This is a genomic window from Streptomyces sp. NPDC102279, assembly GCF_044766365.1.
GTDB lineage: Bacteria > Actinomycetota > Actinomycetes > Streptomycetales > Streptomycetaceae > Streptomyces.
Genome location: NZ_JBIWLU010000003.1, coordinates 88,394 through 106,901 on the forward strand (window position 1 = coordinate 88,394; position 18,508 = coordinate 106,901).

General features: G+C 71.7%; 18 protein-coding genes and 2 tRNA genes. 6 read left to right on the forward strand and 14 right to left on the reverse strand.

Going from position 1 to position 18,508, the window contains the following annotated elements; genetic code table 11:
- The first annotated feature begins 90 nt into the window (after positions 1 to 90).
- Complete coding sequence (locus ACIRQH_RS07195) at positions 91 to 912, forward strand: YceI family protein (protein WP_358817895.1); 822 nt, start codon at positions 91 to 93, stop codon at positions 910 to 912.
- Positions 913 to 919: 7 nt separating this feature from the next.
- Here the strand turns inward: ACIRQH_RS07195 and ACIRQH_RS07200 are convergent, their stop codons facing one another.
- Positions 920 to 1,648: an ANTAR domain-containing protein gene (locus ACIRQH_RS07200; RefSeq protein WP_404225005.1), complete on the reverse strand. Its 729-nt coding sequence runs from the start codon at positions 1,646 to 1,648 to the stop codon at positions 920 to 922.
- Positions 1,649 to 1,802: 154 nt separating this feature from the next.
- Between ACIRQH_RS07200 and ACIRQH_RS07205 the strand changes: the two genes are divergently transcribed.
- Positions 1,803 to 2,273: a PPOX class F420-dependent oxidoreductase gene (locus tag ACIRQH_RS07205; protein ID WP_358817896.1), complete on the forward strand. Its 471-nt coding sequence runs from the start codon at positions 1,803 to 1,805 to the stop codon at positions 2,271 to 2,273.
- Positions 2,274 to 2,299: 26 nt separating this feature from the next.
- Here ACIRQH_RS07205 and ACIRQH_RS07210 read toward each other — a convergent pair whose 3' ends face one another.
- From ACIRQH_RS07210 to ACIRQH_RS07245, 8 genes are all read right to left on the reverse strand, one after another.
- Complete coding sequence (locus ACIRQH_RS07210) at positions 2,300 to 3,073, reverse strand: TetR/AcrR family transcriptional regulator (RefSeq protein WP_358817897.1); 774 nt, start codon at positions 3,071 to 3,073, stop codon at positions 2,300 to 2,302.
- 167 nt (positions 3,074 to 3,240) lie between these two features.
- Complete coding sequence (locus ACIRQH_RS07215; RefSeq protein WP_404224628.1) at positions 3,241 to 4,770, reverse strand: MFS transporter; 1,530 nt, start codon at positions 4,768 to 4,770, stop codon at positions 3,241 to 3,243.
- Positions 4,771 to 4,969: 199 nt separating this feature from the next.
- The gene (locus ACIRQH_RS07220; protein ID WP_388868111.1) at positions 4,970 to 7,246 is read right to left on the reverse strand and encodes an ArnT family glycosyltransferase; all 2,277 of its coding nucleotides are present in this window, start codon (positions 7,244 to 7,246) and stop codon (positions 4,970 to 4,972) included.
- Positions 7,243 to 8,778: a glycosyltransferase gene (locus ACIRQH_RS07225; protein WP_388868114.1), complete on the reverse strand. Its 1,536-nt coding sequence runs from the start codon at positions 8,776 to 8,778 to the stop codon at positions 7,243 to 7,245. The genes ACIRQH_RS07220 and ACIRQH_RS07225 overlap by 4 nt, the downstream gene beginning before the upstream one ends.
- 13 nt (positions 8,779 to 8,791) lie before the next feature.
- The gene (locus ACIRQH_RS07230) at positions 8,792 to 10,387 is read right to left on the reverse strand and encodes a sensor histidine kinase (RefSeq protein WP_388868117.1); all 1,596 of its coding nucleotides are present in this window, start codon (positions 10,385 to 10,387) and stop codon (positions 8,792 to 8,794) included.
- On the reverse strand, positions 10,384 to 11,124 hold the full coding sequence (locus ACIRQH_RS07235; protein ID WP_179165267.1) for a response regulator transcription factor: 741 nt from the start codon (positions 11,122 to 11,124) through the stop codon (positions 10,384 to 10,386). The genes ACIRQH_RS07230 and ACIRQH_RS07235 overlap by 4 nt, the downstream gene beginning before the upstream one ends.
- 156 nt (positions 11,125 to 11,280) lie before the next feature.
- Positions 11,281 to 12,228: an amidohydrolase family protein gene (locus ACIRQH_RS07240; protein WP_388868120.1), complete on the reverse strand. Its 948-nt coding sequence runs from the start codon at positions 12,226 to 12,228 to the stop codon at positions 11,281 to 11,283.
- Between the two features lie 114 nt (positions 12,229 to 12,342).
- Positions 12,343 to 13,218 (reverse strand): DUF2797 domain-containing protein, encoded by an 876-nt coding sequence (locus ACIRQH_RS07245; RefSeq protein WP_388930038.1) that lies wholly within the window; start codon positions 13,216 to 13,218, stop codon positions 12,343 to 12,345.
- A 211-nt stretch (positions 13,219 to 13,429) separates the two neighbouring features.
- Between ACIRQH_RS07245 and ACIRQH_RS07250 the strand changes: the two genes are divergently transcribed.
- A complete protein-coding gene (locus ACIRQH_RS07250; RefSeq protein WP_358817904.1) occupies positions 13,430 to 13,870 on the forward strand; it encodes an STAS domain-containing protein in 441 nt (146 codons plus the stop codon).
- Between the two features lie 612 nt (positions 13,871 to 14,482).
- Here ACIRQH_RS07250 and ACIRQH_RS07255 read toward each other — a convergent pair.
- Genes ACIRQH_RS07255 through ACIRQH_RS07265 form a run of 3 tightly spaced genes read right to left on the reverse strand, consistent with a single transcriptional unit; the run spans position 14,483 to position 16,054 of the window.
- On the reverse strand, positions 14,483 to 14,905 hold the full coding sequence (locus ACIRQH_RS07255) for an arsenate reductase ArsC (protein ID WP_404224631.1): 423 nt from the start codon (positions 14,903 to 14,905) through the stop codon (positions 14,483 to 14,485).
- Between the two features lie 28 nt (positions 14,906 to 14,933).
- Positions 14,934 to 15,677, reverse strand: coding sequence for an aquaporin (locus tag ACIRQH_RS07260; RefSeq protein WP_404224633.1), 744 nt, complete (start codon positions 15,675 to 15,677; stop codon positions 14,934 to 14,936).
- Complete coding sequence (locus tag ACIRQH_RS07265; protein WP_388868128.1) at positions 15,674 to 16,054, reverse strand: ArsR/SmtB family transcription factor; 381 nt, start codon at positions 16,052 to 16,054, stop codon at positions 15,674 to 15,676. The genes ACIRQH_RS07260 and ACIRQH_RS07265 overlap by 4 nt, the downstream gene beginning before the upstream one ends.
- Before the next feature lie 79 nt (positions 16,055 to 16,133).
- Between ACIRQH_RS07265 and ACIRQH_RS07270 the strand changes: the two genes are divergently transcribed.
- Both ACIRQH_RS07270 and ACIRQH_RS07275 read left to right on the forward strand, forming a co-directional pair.
- A complete protein-coding gene (locus ACIRQH_RS07270) occupies positions 16,134 to 16,598 on the forward strand; it encodes an ArsI/CadI family heavy metal resistance metalloenzyme (protein ID WP_388930042.1) in 465 nt (154 codons plus the stop codon).
- A 185-nt stretch (positions 16,599 to 16,783) separates the two neighbouring features.
- A complete protein-coding gene (locus ACIRQH_RS07275; RefSeq protein WP_388868134.1) occupies positions 16,784 to 17,224 on the forward strand; it encodes a VOC family protein in 441 nt (146 codons plus the stop codon).
- Positions 17,225 to 17,302: 78 nt separating this feature from the next.
- On the opposite strand, the gene ACIRQH_RS07280 is transcribed toward ACIRQH_RS07275, so the two are convergent.
- Both ACIRQH_RS07280 and ACIRQH_RS07285 read right to left on the reverse strand, forming a co-directional pair.
- A tRNA-Arg gene (locus ACIRQH_RS07280) sits at positions 17,303 to 17,375 on the reverse strand.
- Between the two features lie 203 nt (positions 17,376 to 17,578).
- Positions 17,579 to 17,669: transfer RNA gene (locus ACIRQH_RS07285), tRNA-Ser, on the reverse strand.
- Positions 17,670 to 17,837: 168 nt separating this feature from the next.
- Between ACIRQH_RS07285 and ACIRQH_RS07290 the strand changes: the two genes are divergently transcribed.
- Positions 17,838 to 18,392: an SSI family serine proteinase inhibitor gene (locus ACIRQH_RS07290; protein ID WP_358818805.1), complete on the forward strand. Its 555-nt coding sequence runs from the start codon at positions 17,838 to 17,840 to the stop codon at positions 18,390 to 18,392.
- The last annotated feature ends 116 nt before the right edge of the window (positions 18,393 to 18,508 follow it).

Consider the following 18,508-nt stretch of genomic DNA (forward strand, 5'->3'; position numbering starts at 1 on the left):
AGCCCCGGCCCGTGGGGAGCGCGCACTCTGAGCGGAGGTGCGCCCCCCACGGGCCGGTTTTCATTGCTGCATCGCAAGGAGTTACTGCACATGGGACTGACCGCGAAGATCCGTACGCGGGACGGATGGGCCGTGTCGCACGCGGTCGTCACCGTGACCGACATGACCGGCACGCAGGTGCTGCGGGCCGAGGCGGACACCGACGGGGCCATCCATGACACCACGAGCCTCACGCCCGGCGCCTACACCGTGATCGTGACCGCGGTCGGGTACGCGCCCACCGCGTCCAGCGCGATCGTCACGGCCGCCGGCCGGGCCGAGGTCGGCCAGGTGACGCTGGCCCGCCAGGGCGGCACCGAACTGCCCCCGCCGGGCCCGTGGACCATCGACCCGGCGCACTCCTCCATCGGCGCCGTCGCCCAGCACCTGGGCATCTCCAGCGTGCACGGCCGCTTCACGGACTTCGCCGGCCGCATCGAGATCGCCCCCGACGACGTGACCGCGTCCCGTGTGGAGGCGACGATCTCCGCCGCCTCCATCGACACCGGCAACGGCATGCGCGACGGCCACCTGAAGTCGCCGGACTTCCTCGACGTCGAGAAGTACCCGCACATCACCTACCGGTCCACGGACGTGACGCCCGCGGGCTCCGACCGCTGGACCGTGCACGGCGAACTCACCATGCACGGCGTCGTACGCCCCGTCGACCTCGCCCTCGCCTACCTCGGCACCGGCGCCGACCCGTGGGGCGGCACCCGCGCCGCGTTCCGCGCGACCGTGGAACTGCGCCGCGAGGACTTCGCCATGAACTACAACCAGGTCGTCCAGGCGGGCATCTCCGCCATCGGTACGACGCTGAAGGTGGAGCTGGACATCCAGGCGGTGCAGGGGGAGTCGCTGCCCGCCGTCTGAGCGCGACTCAGTCGCCCTCGCTGGCGTCGACGATCCGTCGGGCCAGGTCACGGAGCTTGACGTTCTCCCGCTGGGACGTGCGCACGAGGCTGTCGAAGGCCTCGGACGCGTCGATGTCGAGCCGCTCCATCAGGATGCCCGTGGCCTGCCCGATCAGGTCCCGGGTGCGCATCGCCTCGGTGAGCTGCTCACGCATGGTCGCCGTCTCCAGCGCGATGCTGACGTGCGCGGTGAACAGCCGGCCGACCCGGGTGGCCTGGTCGTCGAAGGCACGCGGCTTGCCCGCGTACGCCGTCAGGACGGTCAGCCGGCGCCGGTCGGCCCGGAGTCTGAGCGACAGCACCGATCTCAGCCCGAGGCTCGACAGTGCGAGGTCCCCGTCCTCCTCCATGGAGGCACTGTCCTCGATCCGGGCCACCGGAGCCGTCCACAGCCGGTTCCAGTACGCCTGGTGCTCACGGCCCGCGTTCAGCGTGTCGGCGGAGCGGACGACCTCGTCCGTCCAGGCCAGCGTCTCCCGGTGGGCCTTGCGCTCGATGACGGCGATCCCGGCGTGCTCGGCGCCCGGCAGGACGTGCACGGCGAGCTGGACGGCGGTCCGCAGGGTGGTGTGGGTGCTCACGGTGTCGTGCAACTGCTGCGCGGCCACCGTCAGGGCATCCGCCAGCTCGAAACCCGCAGCAAAACGGGGCAATTCAGAAAACTCGGACGCAGCCACCACGAACCTCTTCGGCATGCACGGCCAAACGGCCATGCGCAGGAGAGCTCCGCAGCACATTCCCGACTGCGAGCACAGGACGAACAGCACTTTAGCTGTTCGGATGGGGTCCGGTGGCGTGCACCGGCACAGCCCGGGGGCGACGGGGGCGCACGCGGCCTAGGCTGATCGCATGGCACCCAACATCGCGACGAACACCTCCGTCTCCCTCGACGAGTTGCTGGACTTCGTACGCCCCCGGCACCGGGCCATCCTGCTGACCCGCCGCGCCGACGGCGGCCCGCAGGGCTCCCCGCTGACCTGCGGTGTCGACGACTCGGGCCGCATCGTCGTGTCGACGTACCCCGGGCGGGCCAAGACGCGCAACGCCCAGCGGGACGAGCGGGTCAGCCTGATCGTCCTCAGCGACGAGTGGAACGGACCCTGGGTCCAGATCGACGGCACCGCCGAGGTTCTCGACTCCCCCGACTCGGTCGAGCCGCTCGTGGAGTACTACCGGAACATCGCCGGGGAGCATCCCGATTGGGACGAGTACCGCGCGGCGATGCGCAAGCAGGGCAAGTCGATCATCCGGGTCACCCCGACCCGCTGGGGCCCGGTCGCCACCGGCGGCTTCCCGGCGCACCTGGCGCCCCAGGACTAGCCGGCCCCGTACGGACGGCACGGGGCTCAGCCCCGTGCCACCATCGCCTCGATCCCGGCGACCAACAGCTCCAGTGCGAATCCGAAGTCCCGGTCCCGCATCTCCGACACCGTGTCGCCGCCCCGTGCCTCCATCAGATCCGCCGCACTGGCGAAGTCCGCCGCCAGCTGCGGCTGTTCGCTGATCGTGCTCATGGCCTCGCGGAAGTACTCGTCCTGCGACACCCCCGCCGTGGCGCACCGCTGCACGAAGTGGCCCTCGATCGTCCCGAACCCGTACACGAACTGGAAAACGGCGGACATCGCCCCGGTCTGGCCCCGCGGCGGCAGCCCGGTGTTCCGGATCACCCGCTGCACGCACATCGAGAACGCCATGGAGTGCGGCCCGATGTTCAGGAAGCTTCCGATGAGCGGCGACACCCACGGGTGGCGCACCAGCAGCGCCCGGTTCCCGACGGCCAGCGCCCGCAGCTGATCCCGCCAGTGTTCCGCCGACTCGACGTCCGGCAGCTCCAGTTCACCGAAGACCGCGTCGAGCGCGAGCTCCAGCAGGTCGTCCTTGGTGTCGACGTACCAGTACACGGACATGGCCGTGACGTTCAGCTCCGCGGCGAGCCGCCGCATCGAGAACTTCGCGAGCCCCTCCGCGTCCAGCAATCGCACGGTGGCCTCGGTGATCCGCTCCCGGTCGAGCCCCGACGGCTGCCCGCCGCCCCGCGCGGCCCCGCCCCGGGGCGCCTTGCCCTCCAGCCAGACACTGGTCCGGGCCGGACGCTCGGCCCTGTCGGCTGCCCTCACCATGGCGCACCTTCCTCGGAACTCGAACCACGGCACGGACCGGGGACTCCCCGGTCCGCCCACCCTGACGATGCTAAGCGGGCGCTCGACGGACACCACCGCGCCGTCCCTTTCCGAAGTGTCCTTCGGACCGCCGCCGAAACGCCGGTCGCGCGGATCGCCCGCGCCCCTCACACGGAGACCACCACCGCGGAGTCTGCCCTCTCCGCCCGCCGCAGCAACGCGGCCGCCAGGAGTCCTCCGAGCAGGACGGCGACGGCGCCCACCAGCTGGCTGGTCTCCAGGCCCGAGGAGAACGCGTCGGTGATCCGCCCGCGTTCCCCGGCCGATCCCGCGGAGGCGAGCGCGGCGGGCAGCGAGGCGGCGGCGACCGGAATCAGCGCCGCGAACCGCGCGTTGAGCACCGCGCCGAGCACGGCCACGCCCAGCCCGTTGCCGAACTCGGCGAGCGTGCCGTTGATCCCGGCGCCGACACCCGCCTTCTCGCGCGGGATGGCGCTCATGATGGCGTGCGCCATGGCGGGGTTGGCCACCGCGCAGCCCGCGCCGATGAGCAGCAGTCCGGCGAGCGTCCCGGTGTATCCGTGGCCGGTGAGCGTGGCGATCGACACCAGTCCCGCGGACATCAGCGTCATGCCGATCACTATGGAGAGGGGCGTGCCGAGCCGCGCGGTCCAGCGGGCCGACAGGCCGGAGAAGTTCAGCGCGACCACGGCGAGCGCGAGCGGCGCGGTCCGCACACCCGCCTCCAACGGCCCGTAGCCGAGCACGAACTGGAGGTGCTGTGTCAGCAGGAACAGCGCGCCGCCCATCCCGAAGGTGATGAGGACGGCACCCGCGACGGCTCCGGTGAACCGCTGGTTCCGGAAGAACTGCAGGTCGAGCATGGGGTACGGGATCCGGCTCTCCCAGGCGGCGAAGGCGCCGAGGACGAGCACGGCGAGCACGGCCGTGCCGAGCACCCACGCCGACGTCCAGCCGTGCCCGGGCCCCGAGATGATCGCGAACACCAGCGCGGTCATGCCGACCGTCGACAGCAGGGCACCGACCACGTCCGGCCGGTCGGCCCGCCGCAGCTCTCCCGGGGATCCGGGGACGGCCGTGACGCGTGGCGCGGCCTTCGACTCGGGGACGAGCGCGACCACCGCGACGAGGCCGAGTGCCGCGACGGGCAGGTTGATGAGGAAGATCGCGCCCCACCAGAAGTGGTTCAGCACGAAGCCGCCGATCAGCGGCCCCGCGGCGAATCCCACCGCGTTGACCGCGCTCCAGATGCCGATCGCCTTCGGGTGCTCGTCCGGGGTGAAGATCTGCATGGCGACGGCGAGGGTGGTGGTGAGCAGCAGCGCCCCGCCCACACCCATGCCGGCCCGCGCGGCGATCAACTGCCCGGTGGAGTCGGCGAGTCCGGCCACCAGCGATCCGGCGCCGAACAGGACGAGTCCGCTCACCAGCATCTTCTTGCGGCCGTACCGGTCGGCCGCACTGCCCGCGGTGAGCAGCAGCCCCGACTGCACCAGCGAGTAGGCGTTGATCATCCACTGGATGTCGGAGGTCGCGGCGCCCAGCTCGCGGGTGAGGGAGGGGATGGCGACGTTCAGGACGGTGTTGTCGAGCAGCACGGTGAGCTGGGCCAGACAGATGACCCCGAGGATCAGCCATCGCTGGGGGTGCCCTTGAGGAGGGGACGAGGTTGACATGCTGTACACCGTAGAACAGCTCCCATACGGCGTACAACGCGGTTTCCTGGAGCGTGACCGACCGCCGGGCGGCCCGGACCACCGCCTGCCTCGGCCCGGCCGGCCGCCCGTCCTCGACCTCCCGAACGGGCGGTGGCCCGGAGCGTGTTCGCTCCGGGCCACCGCCTGCCGTCCCGCGGGACGTGACATCGGTCGACGGTCAGCTGCCGCTCGTCGGCTGCGTCAGGTCGTAGAAGGTGGCCGAACCCACCGTCACCTTCTTGAAGTTGGCCGTGACCCAGGAGCTGATCCGGGAGGAAGTCGAGGCGCTCGCGCCCGTGCCGCCACCCATACCGCCGCCGGAGATGAAGTAGTGGATCTTCCCTCCGGTCACGTACTTCTTGAACTGGGCCAGGGTCGGCGACGGGTCGGTGCCGTTGAAGCCGCCGATCGCCATCACGGGCTTGCCCGTGGCGAGCTGGTAACTCGCCGAGTTCTGGGAGCCGATGGCCGCGGCCGCCCAGGTGTAGTCGCCGGCGTTCTTCGACAGCAGCGTCTTGGCCGCGGAGCTGACGTTCGCCCCGTTCAGCAGACCGCCCGCGCCACCGCCACCGCCCGTGCCGCCTTCACCCGTGCCGGGCATGCCGCCCTGCTGGTTCCCGCCCTGGGTGCCGCCGTTGCCCTGCGTGTTCCCGTTGCCCTGCTGGTTCTGGCCGGGGAATCCGCCGGTGCCGCCCGTCGGGGGCCCGCCCGTGCCGCCGCCCTGCTGGGTGCCGTTGCCGTTCTGCTGGTTCTGGCCGCCGCCGGGGAAGCCGCCCCGCATGCCACCGCCGCCACCGCCGCCGGGTCCGCCCATCGCGCTGGCCCCGGACGGACCGGCCGTCACGATGGAGCCCGAGTGACCGGTGCCCACCGTGGAGAGCGTGTACGCCGTCGGGCCCGCGACCGCGGCCACGAAGCTCAGCCCCGCCGCCGCGAGCGCCAGACGGCGGCCGAGACGGGTCACGAAGATCAGGCCGAGCGCGCCCGTCAGACCGCCGACGAGGACGAGCCACTTGAGCCAGGGCAGGTAGTCGGAGGTGCGGTTGAGGAGGACGTATCCCCAGGCCGCGGAGGCGGTGGCGGCTCCGGCCAGGGTGAGCGACGCCCACACCTTGCCGCGCTCCTCCCACAGCACCGTCACGCCCATGCCGACCACGGCCGCGATGTAGGGCGCCAGCGCCACCGTGTAGTACTGGTGGAAGATGCCGGCCATGTAGCTGAAGACGAGCGTGGTCATCAGCAGCGCGCCGCCCCACGCGAGGAACGAGCCGCGGGTCAGGTCGGTCCGCTTCGCCTTCCGGGTGAGGACGATGCCGGCCACCAGCAGGATCAGGGCCGCCGGGAGCAGCCAGGAGATCTGGCTGCCGATCTCGGAGTTGAACATCCGGTTCCAGCCGGTCTCGCCCCACTGTCCGGTGCCGCCTCCGCCGCCACCGCCGCCGACGCTGCCGGTCTCGTCGCCGCTGATCCGGCCGAGCCCGTTGTAGCCGAAGGTCAGCTCCAGGAAGGAGTTGTTCTGCGAGCCGCCGATGTAGGGGCGCGAGGACGCGGGCCACAGCTCGACGATCGCGACCCACCAGCCGCCGGCGACGATCATCGCCCCCGCCGAGAGGCCGATCTGCGCGAACCGCTTCCGCAGGCTCACCGGCGCGCACACCGCGTACAGCACGGCCAGCGGCGGCAGGATCAGGAACGCCTGGAGCGTCTTGGCGAGGAACGCGAAGCCGACCGCGACGCCCGCCCAGACCAGCCACTTCGTCCGGCCGTCCTCAAGACCCCGGATCACGCAGTAGACCGTGACGGTCATGAGCAGCGCGAGCATCGCGTCCGGGTTGTTGAACCGGAACATCAGGGCGGCGACGGGAGTGAGCGCGAGCACCGCGCCCGCGATCAGGCCTGCCGCCGGACTGAACCGGCGGCGCAGGGCGGCGTACAGGACGCCGACCGTCGCCACGCCCATGAGCACCTCGGGGACGAGGATCGCCCAGGAGCTGAGTCCGAAGATCCGTACCGACAGGGCCATCGGCCACAGCGAGGCCGGGGGCTTGTCGACGGTGATGGCGTTGGCCGAGTCGAGCGAGCCGAAGAAGAACGCCTTCCAGCTCTGGCTGCCCGCCTGGACGGCCGCGGAGTAGAAGGAGTTGGCGTACCCGGAGGCGCTCAGCCCGTACAGGTACAGCACCGTGGTGGCGAGCATCAGGGCGAGGAACGCGGGGCGCGCCCAGCGCGGGTCCTCGGGCCTGCCCCGCCAGGCCCGGCGGAGGAACGGCCACGCGGGCTCACCGGCTCCGGGCACGACCGCGGGGCGGCCCGCCCCGGGCGGGAGGGTCGTGGCGGGCGGCCCCCAGGCGGGGGCGGGGCTTCCGGTGAACCGGGCGTCCGCGGCGGGGCTCGCGTCCCCGGCACGGCTCGTCGTCGTACCGGTCCCGGTACTCGTGTCGGGCTGCGTCGTCATCGCGCGTTCCTCGGATCGTGGTCGTGCGGGCGCACCGCCTGCATCTGCATGGTCGAGTCCCCCCAGCCGCGGTCCGCGGCGTCTCCGGCGCGGAACGGGGCCGTGTCGTACGAAGCCGAGGTCGAGGTGGAGGAGGCCGGGGCCGAGGGCGCCGTCGGCCGCTGCGGCAGCGGCTGATGCGTCGCCCGGCCGTGCCGTACGGGCATCGGGTGCGGCGCCGCCGGATGTTCGGCGTGCCCGCCCGGCAGGTGCGAGGCCACCACCGGCGAGGGTGCCGGCACCGACGGTTCGTCGCGCCGGTCAGGGAAGACCCAGGCGCGGAAGAGCAGGAACCGCAGGACGGTCGCCGCGAGGTTGGCGGCGATCAGGACCGCCAGTTCCGTCGAGTGCGCGGGATCGTTCGTCGCCGCGTTCAGGGCGGCGAGGGACCCGCTGGTCAGGACGAGCCCGATGCCGAAGACGACCAGGCCCTGCGCCTGGTGGCGGACGGCGCCGCCCCGGCCGCGGACCCCGAAGGTCAGCCGCCGGTTGGCCGCGGTGTTGGCGACGGCGGAGACGAGCAGCGCGAGCGCGTTCGCGACCTGGGAACCGGAGAAGGAGCGGAAGCCGCTGTAGAGCAGCAGGTAGAAGAGCGTGGACAGGCCGCCCACGACGCAGAAGCCGACGAGCTGGCGGGCCAGCCCCTTGGGCACGTCGGTCAGTTCGCGGTCGCGCGGATCGTCCCCGAAGGGCCGGGCGAGCCGGTCGAGCGAGAGCGATCCGCCGGCGAGGGCGCGTCCCACCCGCCACACCCCCTTCAGGTCGTCCGTCGCGGTCCTGACGATGTGGACGGTCGAGTCCGGGTCGTCGACCCAGTCGACCGGCACCTCGTGGATGCGCAGCCCGGCCCGCTCGGCCAGCACCAGCATCTCGGTGTCGAAGAACCAGCCGGAGTCCTCGACCAGCGGCAGCAGCACCTGGGCGACATCGCGGCGGATCGCCTTGAACCCGCACTGCGCGTCCGAGAAGCGGGCCTGGAGCGAGCCGCGCAGGATCAGGTTGTACGAGCGGCTGATGAACTCCCGCTTGGCGCCGCGCACCACCCGCGAGGAGCGGGCGAGCCGCGAGCCGATCGCGAGGTCCGAGTGACCGGAGATCAGCGGCGCCACCAGCGGCAGCAGGGCGTTCAGATCGGTGGACAGGTCGACGTCCATGTAGGCGAGGACCGGCGCGTCGGACGCCGACCACACGGTCCGCAGCGCCCGGCCGCGGCCCTTCTGCTCCAGCCGGCGGGAGACGACCTCCGGGAGCCGGGCCGCCAGCCGCGCCGCCACCTGAGGGGTGGTGTCCGTCGACGCGTTGTCCGCCACCGTGATGCGGAACGCGTACGGGAACGTGCGCTTGAGGTGCTCGTGGAGTCTGAGCACACAGGGCTGGAGGTCCTTCTCCTCGTTGTAGACGGGGATCACTACGTCCAGGACAGGCGTACCGGCGTCTGTGGCCGGGAGATGCTCCCGCGCCGGCAGGTTGCCGGGAGAAGAGTCGGTTCGCATGGAACGACTCTCGTCACGCGCCCTGTTGTGCCCATGTGGTGGCGCTGTGCTGTGCCTGTGAGTGCTGTTGCCACGACGTTTCGGGTGCGAGCGCGGGCAGGTGCAGGGTGAAAACGGTCCTGCCGGGCACGCTGTCCACGGTCACCGCGCCCCCGTGCGCGGCCGCCACGGCCTGCACGATCGCGAGTCCGAGACCGGTGGAGCCGGAGGCCCGGGAGCGCGAGGAGTCGCCCCGCGCGAACCGCTCGAAGACGCGGGGCAGCAGGTCGGCGGGGATGCCGGGCCCGTCGTCCTGGACGTCCACGCACAGCCACGGCCCGTGCCGGTGCACCCGTGCGGTGACGGTCGTCCCCGGCGGGGTGTGCGTCCGGGCGTTCGCGAAGAGGTTGACCATGACCTGTTGCAGCCGTGCGGCGTCCGCCGCCACCAGCGCGGGCTCCTCGGGCAGGTCGAGCCGCCAGTAGTGATCCCGCCCGGCCGCCCGCGCGTCGCTCACGGCGTCGATCACCAGGGGGACGAGGTCGGTCTGCTCGTACTGCAACGGCCGCCCGGCGTCGAGCCGCGCGAGCAGCAGCAGGTCCTCCACCAGCCCGGTCATCCGCCCGGCCTCGGACTCGATCCGCCCCAGCGCGTGCCGGGTGTCGGGTCCGGTCTCCTCCCGGCCGCGCCGGGTCAGTTCGGCGTAGCCGCGGATGGAGGCGAGCGGGGTGCGCAGCTCGTGACTGGCGTCCGCGACGAACTGCCGTACGCGCATCTCGCTCTGCTGCCGCGCGTGCAGCGCTCCGTGGACGTGGTCGAGCATCCGGTTGAGCGCCGCCCCGACCTGTCCGACCTCGGTGTGCGGATCGGCCTCCGACTCTGGCACCCGCTCGTAGAGCGTGACCTCCCCTGTGTGCAGGGGCAGTTCGGAGACACGGGTGGCGGTGGCGGCGACCTTGCGGAGGGGGCGGAGGGCGAGCGTGACGATGGCGGCGCCGGCGAGGGAGGCCGCCACGAGGCCAGCGGCCGTCACGCTGATCTCGACGTAGATCAGCGTGGTCAGGGTGTTGGTGACCTCGTTGGTCGGCAGGGCCACGTAGAAGGCGCCGTTCCCGCCGCTCTTGTACCGCGCCTGGTACTCGCCGCGGCCCGGGATCTCCACGGTGTGCGGCTTCCCGTCCTTCACGACGGAGGCCAGGGCGGCCAGTTGGCTCTCGCCGAGCTTGACCGGAGTGGGCTGCTCGGCACCGCTGGAGTCCTTCTTCCCCACACTGACGACGCCCTTGGTGACCTCGCCGCTCTTCACGATCGCGCCGATGGCCCCCATGCCCTGGCCCCGGGTGACGAAGTCCAGGGGATCCTTGACGATGCCGTCGTCGCTCGGCGGGCGCATGGTCCGCCCGCTGCCCGGCGGCTCACCCAACGGGCCGCCCGCCGCGCGCATGGCCATCTGGGCCACGTTGGCGTTCACCTGGTCGTACAGGTGTGAACGCAACGCGATCGTGGTCACCGTGCCCATCACGGCGCACACGACGGCGATCAGTGCGACGGACGCGACGACGAGCCGCGTCCGCAGAGTACGCGGCTGTCCTCGCCTCTTCTGCGTCCGCGGCCGTCGTCGTCCGCTCATGACGCCGCGGGCTTGATCAGGTAGCCGGCTCCACGCCGGGTGTGGATCATCGGCTCGCGCCCCGCGTCGATCTTGCGGCGCAGATACGAGATGTAGAGCTCGACCACGTTGGCCTGGCCGCCGAAGTCGTAGGACCACACACGGTCGAGGATCTGCGCCTTGCTCAGCACCCGGCGCGGATTGCGCATCAGGAACCGCAGCAGTTCGAACTCGGTCGCGGTGAGGTGGATGTTGGCGCCACCCCGGGACACCTCGTGGCTGTCCTCGTCGAGGGTGAGGTCCCCGACGACGAGCACGGACTCGGAGCGCCGGTCCGAGGCACCCGCACGCCGTATGAGTCCACGCAGCCGGGCGACGACCTCTTCGAGGCTGAACGGCTTGGTGACGTAGTCGTCGCCGCCGGCGGTGAGCCCCGCGATCCGGTCCTCGACCGCGTCCTTCGCCGTCAGGAACAGCACCGGAACGTCCGGCATGTCCCGGCGGAGGCGCCCGAGGACGGCCAGGCCGTCCATGTCCGGCAGCATCATGTCGAGAACGACGGCGTCGGGCCGGAACTCGCGCGCGGTCTGCACCGCGCCCGTCCCGTCGCCCGCGCTGCGGATCTGCCAGCCCTCGTAGCGGAGGGCCATGGACAGCAGCTCGGTGATCGACAGCTCGTCGTCCACCACCAGCACGCGGACGGGGCTCCCGTCCGGCCTCAGCAGTTCGGTGCGCCCCTGGGGCGAGGTCGTGGTCATAGCGGACACCTTGGCCGGTGCCGCTGAGAGCATCCTTTCCGCAAGCTGTGATTTATCTGAGAAACGCACAGGCGCCTCTCAGGAAACTCCTGGGAACGTCATGCGTCCCTCTTACCCCTCTGTGGATCCGCCCCTCGGACGGCCCGGGATCGCGCCTCAGCCGAGCCCGAACAGCCGCGCCCCGTTCCCGTGGCAGACCGCGCGCAGCCAGTCGTCCCCCAGCCCGAGCCGTTCCAGGGCGCGCAGCTGGTGGACGTAGGGGTAGGGGATGTTCGGGAAGTCGGTGCCGAGGAGGACGCGGTCGCCGAGGTCGGCGAGGCGGGGCAGCAGTCCGGCGGGGAACGGCGCGAGCCGCTCGCTGAAGTCCGTGAACGCCATCGTCGTGTCGAGCCGCACCTCGTCGTACCGCTCGGCCAGGGCGAGGAAGTCCTCGTACTCGGGCATGCCGAGGTGCGCGACGACCAGCCGCAGCCGGGGATGGCGGGCGAGGACGCCCGCGACCGGGCCCGGCCCGGTGTGCTTGCCGGGCGAGGGGCCCGATCCGCAGTGGATCACCACGGGGATGCCCGCCTCGGCGAGCATCCCCCAGGCCGGATCGAGGAGTTCGTCCCCCGGGTCGTACGCCCCCACCTGCACATGCGCCTTGAAGACGCGCGCGCCCGCTTCGACCGCCTCGCGCACGTACCGGTCGACGCCCGGCTCGGGGAACAGGGTGGACGTGTGCAGGCAGTCCGGGGTGCGGCGCGCGAAGTCCACGGCCCAGGAGTTGAGCCACTCGGCCATGCCGGCCTTGTGCGGGTAGAGCATCGCGGTGAAGGAGAGGACCCCGAACTCCCTTATCAGCGCGAGCCGTTCGTCCTCGTCGGCGCGGTAGGTGATGGGCCACTCGACACCGCCGGTCAGCTCCCCGACACGGTCGAAGTAGTCCCAGACCTTGCGCAGCACCCGCTCGGGCATGAAGTGCGTGTGGACGTCGACGAGTCCGGGCAGCCCGAGTCCCCGCCAGAACGCGCGGACCTCCGCGGCCTCGCCGGGCACCGCCGCCGAGACGGCCGCCCGCTCTCCCGGCCGCGCCCCGGCGGATACGTCAGAGTGATCGCTCATGTCCGCCACTCTCCGTCCGCCGGTCCCGCGGCGTCCAGCACCTTCCCCACGGAACCGGACGGCGGGAACCCGGGCCGGTACCCGGGCGGGCTCCCGGAGGGCCTGGCCGGCCTCTCAGAAGAGCCCTTCCTGGACTCCCGACTCCACGGGCGACTCCCGTACGGGAAAAGCCCGTACACCGCTCTCCTCCGTGCCGCCGGTCAGCTCCCAGCCGGTCAGCAGCCGTGTGTCGAGGACGAGGACTCCACGCGCGGTGGCCAGGTGCAGATCGGGCCCGGCGGCACCGCACAGCTCACCGCTGATCGCCCCTCCCGCCACCAGCTCGCTGACGACCCCCTGCGCGGGAGGCATTCCGCCGAGCCCGAACACGTCGGTGTGGTCGACGGGTTCGAAGGGCTCACGCCGGAGGGACTCCGGCCAGGCGTCGAGCCGCCCCACCCGTGCGTGCAGCTCTCTGATCCCGGCGATCCGGTCCTCGGGCCCCGGCAGCGTGGCCCGCACCGCCCGCTTGGCGGCGTACGGGATCCGGTCCGGCACTCCGAGCGCGGCCCGCAGCAGTTCCTCGGCCCGGCGCGCCGCCATCAACGGCCCCTGCCCCAGCCAGCTGAAGGTGACGGCCCCCTGCTCCAGGAGCCGTACGGAGCCTCGCTCGGCCCGCGTGATCCCCACCTTCACCATGCCGGGCCCGAACCACGCCAGGTACACCCGGTACGGGCGCGGGTCGTCGGCCATCGTGTCGGCGGCCACCGAGTGCGCCCGGTCCAGCCGGGCACAGTCCTCGCAGCGCGCGCCCGTACCGCGCGCGGAGACGACGGCTCGCACGGCGCACGCGTTCCCCCTGGCCCCGACGCATGTCCGCACACCCCCGTCCACGACCCCGAACGCCACACGGCGCCCGCGGACCAGCGGGCTCTCCCGCCCACCGCTCCACACGAGCACCGGCCCGTCCCCCGACCACCGCAACCCCGAACACGCCCACACCTGCCGCACCCCACCGACAGTAGAGCCCGGCACTGACATCGCCCTGCCCGGACCGGCAGGGAGTGGGAGGCGGCCGCGCGAACGCAAGCGCCGTTCACCCACATGGGTGACACTTCGGGCGTCTGGGCGTTTCTTCCTCCCATCAGGTTTCTACGGTGGACGGGCGTCGCCCCTGCCCCCGGTGACGTTCCCACGACCAAGCTCCCGCCAGGGATCTCGTATGAGGAACGCCATGGGCATCAAGGACAGGCACACGGACGCCACTCCGCTCGGAGGCGCGGCGCCCCTGGGACCCATCCCGCCGCCGGGCCCGAACGCGCGCAGCCGTCTCGACCAGGGAGTGACGGTGGTGGAGCTGCACGGCACCGTCGACCTGAACGTCATCGCCGAGATCCGGGTGCACACCGACGCCGCGAGCGCCTACCGGGACTCCCGGGTGGTCGTGGACCTGAGGCCGGTGGAGTTCCTCGACTGCGCCGGGCTCGGGGTGCTCTGCAGGACCCGGCGCCGGGTCCTCGAACGCGAGGGCCGGCTGGCGCTGGTCTGCGTCCGGCCCTGGCATCTGCGGATCATCAAGGCCGCCGGACTCGGCCCGCACTTCGAGATCCTCACCACGGTGGAGGAGGCGCTGAGGTACACGACGACCCTCAACGACGCTTAAGACGCGGGGAGTTCACTCAGGGCTTGGGAGTCCGCGCGCCCGTGACAGTTCAGGCCACCGTGCGCACCCGCACCGGAGGCCGCCGGCCACGCATCGGCGCCCACCGCCTCCGCGAGGGCGGACACAGGCCCCCCACCGCCCCCTCGGAAGCACACACCTGCCCGTACGCCCCCTCGTACATCGGCCGAAACGCGCACTGCTGCCTCTGCCGGGGCCCGGTATACGCTGCACGGACAGGGGCCCACCGCTTCCCGGCTCCGACCGGTGACAGTCGACCGGCCCCTGTTCTTTCGGCCCCCGGCCCCTGGGTCCTCGTGACCGCCCGACCCCTGTGAGCGGCTGGGGCCGCATCGCCGACGACGCAGCTCCCAGCCTTCGTCCTCTCCGGCCTTTTTGGAGTCCGGGATGTACTCCCGCACGCCCGGGTGGGCGGTGAGGACGGTCGGTGCGAGCCGGCAACGGGAGGGGAGCCCGAAACCGTCCCGCACCCCACGGCCGTCGCCGCCGCGTTCGCCCGCGAACGGCGGCGGCGGCCGTCGACCCACGCGACCGGCCCGCCGACCGCGCAATGACCTGCCGTCCTCCCTCAGTCGCGGACTCCGGGCGGCGACCTCACGCCTGGCCGCTCGGGGCGATCTCGTCGAGCAGTCCGCGGACACGCTGTTCGATCTCGTCGCGGATGGGACGGACGGCGGCGATCCCCTGACCCGCCGGATCGGAAAGCCGCCAGTCGAGGTAGCGCTTGCCGGGGAAGACCGGGCAGCTGTCCCCGCAGCCCATCGTGATGACCACGTCGGACGACCGGACGGCATCCGCCGTGAGCACCTTGGGCACCTCGGCCGCGATGTCGATACCGGACTCCGACATCGCCTCCACGACGGCGGGATTGACCGTGTCCGCGGGCGCGGACCCGGCGGAGCGCACCTGGACGCGGCCCCCGGCGAGGTGGGTGAGGAACGCCGCGGCCATCTGGGAACGGCCGGCGTTGTGGACGCAGACGAACAGGACGGACGGACGCTCGGCGTGGATCGTCATGACGGGTGTCCTTCTGGGCGGAGACGGGTCAGGGGTGCGTGGGGGCGGCGAGTTCGGGGGCACTCCGGCCGGGAGCGAGGTCTGTCCGCGCCGGCTGCGGACGCCCGAACAGGGCCCTGGCCAGCCCCAGCCCGACTGCGGCGCCCGCCAGTTGGGCCGTCACGAAGGGCAGGACCGAGGCGGGCGCGATTCCGGCGAAGGTGTCGGTGAACGCGCGGCCGACCGTGACGGCCGGATTGGCGAACGAGGTGGAGGACGTGAACCAGTACGCCGCGCCGATGTACGACGCCACGGCCACCGGCGCGAGGTGCGCACGGCCGGTCCGCCCCAGCCCGAGGATCAGCAGGACCAGCCCGGCCGTGGCGACCAGTTCGCCCAGCCACAGATGGCCGGCCGAGCGATCGTGGGTGGACCACTGCACCAGCGGCCGGGCGAACATGGCGTCGGCCAGGACCGCGCCGCCGATCGCCCCGACGGTCTGGACGGGCACATAGGCGGCCACGTCCCGGCCGCGGGGTCCCTCGGCGCAGCCGCGGCCGGTGATCCAGGCCGCGATGGTGACCACGGGGTTGAAGTGCGCGCCGGAGACCGGCCCGAGCAGGGCGATCAGCACGCCCAGCGCGAAGACGGTGGCGAGGGAGTCGGCCAGCAGCCGCACGCCGGCGTCCGAGGTCAGTTCGGTCGCCTGGATCCCCGCGCCGACCACCACCGTGACCAACGCGGCCGAGCCGACGGCCTCGGCGAGGACCCGCCGCCCCAGTCGCGTGCTCACTCGGCCCCCTCGGCGGCCCGCGCGGTGGCCAGGAACGCGGAGAGCCGGTCGAGGGTGCCGGGGAGCGCCCAGTAGTAGACCCACGTACCGCGGCGTTCGCAGTCGATCAGCCCCGCTTGCCGAAGCAGCTTGAGGTGGTGGGAGATCGTCGGCTGGGACAGGTCGAAGGCCGGCGTCAGATCACACACGCAGACCTCACCGCCCGCCCTCGAAGCGATCATCGACAGCAGTCGCAGGCGGACCGGATCACCGAGGGCCTTGAAGATCCGCGCCAGCCCGGCCGCCTGCTCCTCGTCCAGGGGGGCGGTCGCGAGGCCGGGGCAGCAGGCGGTGGACGGGTCGTCCCGCCCGATCACCACAAGCTCTTGTTTCGACATGCTTCTATGTTGACGTTTTTCGAAGCAGAGCGCAAGGTTGCATCGACAGACGTCAATACAAGCGGATGGGAGTCCCCCCATGTCCCGTGCTCAGCTCGCCCTGCGCGTCAGCGACCTGGAAGCCTCGATCACCTTCTACTCGAAGCTCTTCGGCACCGAGCCCGCCAAACGGCGTGAGGGCTACGCCAACTTCGCGATCACCGAGCCCCCGCTCAAGCTCGTCCTGATCGAGGGCGAGCCCGGCCAGGAGACACGGCTCGACCACCTGGGCGTCGAGGTCGACTCCACCGACCAGGTCACCGCGGCCACCACCCGCCTCAAGGACGCCGGCCTGGCCACCTTCGAGGAGAACGACACCTCCTGCTGCTACGCCCTCCAGGACAAGGTGTGGGTCCACGGCCCGGGACAGGAGCCGTGGGAGGTCTACGTCGTCAAGGCGGACGCCGACACCCTCGGCAAGAGCGCCGACCCCGGCCCGGGCGACGACGGATGCTGCACCTCGCAGACGCCCGACGAGGCCGCGAAGGGGTGCGGTTGCGGCTGACAGCGCCAAGCGCCGCGAAGGCGCCTGATGCCGGTGGGCTGGTACACCCGGATGAACCTCACCTGAGACGCTCTCCGGATTCTTCGGAGTTCGGCAGTCTGCGGATGTCGAGAACGTGCCACCGGCTCCGTCCCAGGGACATCAGCGGTCACCACCGGCCGCACCAGAAAGAGGGAGAAACCAGCATGGCGATTCAGCGGATGGACAACGTCGGCATCGTCGTCGAGGACATCGACGCCGCCGTCGCGTTCTTCGTGGAACTCGGTATGGAACTGGAGGGCAGGGCGGAGGTCGAGGGCCTCGTCGCCGACCAGTGCACCGGACTCGACGGCGTCCACTGCGACATCGCGATGGTCCGGACCCCGGACGGTCACAGCCGGCTCGAGCTGGCGAAGTACCGCAGCCCCGCGGCGATCAGCGCCGGCCCGCGCAACCAGCCGCACAACGTCCTGGGCACACACCGCGTCATGTTCGCCGTCGACGACATCGAGGACACCGTCGCCCGCCTGCGCCCTCACGGCGCCGAACTCGTCGGCGAGATCGCCCGGTTCGAGGACAGCTACCTGCTCTGCTACCTCCGCGGCCCGGAGGGCATCATCGTCGGACTGGCCGAGCAACTGAACTGAGACCGCCCTCCACGCCGAGGAGAACGAGAAAACGGAAACGCAAGAGGCCCCGGATCTCTCCGGGGCCTCTTGCCTGTGTGCACTCGGCAGGATTCGAACCTGCAACCTTCTGATCCGTAGTCAGATGCTCTATCCGTTAAGCTACGAGTGCTTGTTTTGTTGTTCTTTCGTCTTCGCTTCCCGGGCTTTTCCCCCGCTCGCGGCGACAGGAAGAACATTACATGACTGCCGCCGCCATGTGAAATCCGTTTGCCTCACCCCTTGTGAGCTGCGAAAACGCCGTTCTGGGCGGTTCGGGGCGGCCTGGCAACGACGAAGCCCCGGTCCACTGGACCGGGGCTTCGGATCTTCGCGCGGAGGCGGAGGGATTTGAACCCTCGATGGGCTTGAAGGCCCAAACCGCATTAGCAGTGCGGCGCCATAGACCGGACTAGGCGACGCCTCCCGCACAACCGCTCACGCGAGCGCGAGTGGTGCGTGCAGATGATGACACAGACGAGCGCCGCGTCACCAATCGCCCCCTACGGTACTAGGCAGGCAGGCCGGAGGGCAAAGCCCGCCACCGGCGCGCGACCGCGCGCAACCAGGGAGGACGCGTCGCGTTAGGCATCACATGTTGCGCCGACTGCTCCTCACCGCCGCCGCGTCCGCCACCGCCGCGCTCACCGCCGTGCCCAGCGCATCGGCCGGTACCCCCGCACCCCCGCCGGCCGCATCCCCCGTTCCCACGGCATCCCCCTCGCCCCTGGCCGCTCCCGCCGGCCTCTCCTCTCTCTACACCGCCGCACGCAGTGGCGTGGAGTCCGCCGCCATGCCGCCGCCGGCCCGCCCCGAGGACTCCGGGGACCGGCTGACGGTGACGGTCCACGACGCGGGGAACGGCGCGGACGGCACGTACGAACTGGACTGTCATCCCGCGGGCGGGAGCCATCCGCGGCCCGCCGAGGCCTGCGACCTGCTCGACGGGAACACCACCTGGGGCAAGGACCTCTTCGCCCCCGTACCGCCGGACGCCCTCTGCACCATGCAGTACGGAGGGCCGGCCACCGCGCACGTCACGGGCACCTGGGCGGGACGACCCGTCGACGCCCGCTACGACCGGACGAACGGGTGCGAGATCTCCCGCTGGAACACCATGGTCCCGTTCCTGCCCGACCTGATCTCCTGACGCGCGAGCCGGCCGGGCGGGGGCGGCCGCGCGAGGGCGTCCCCGCGGTTGGGCGAAAACACATGGTCACAGCTTCTGCGTCCGTTCTGCGTGCGACCTCCCTCTCATCCGGCACC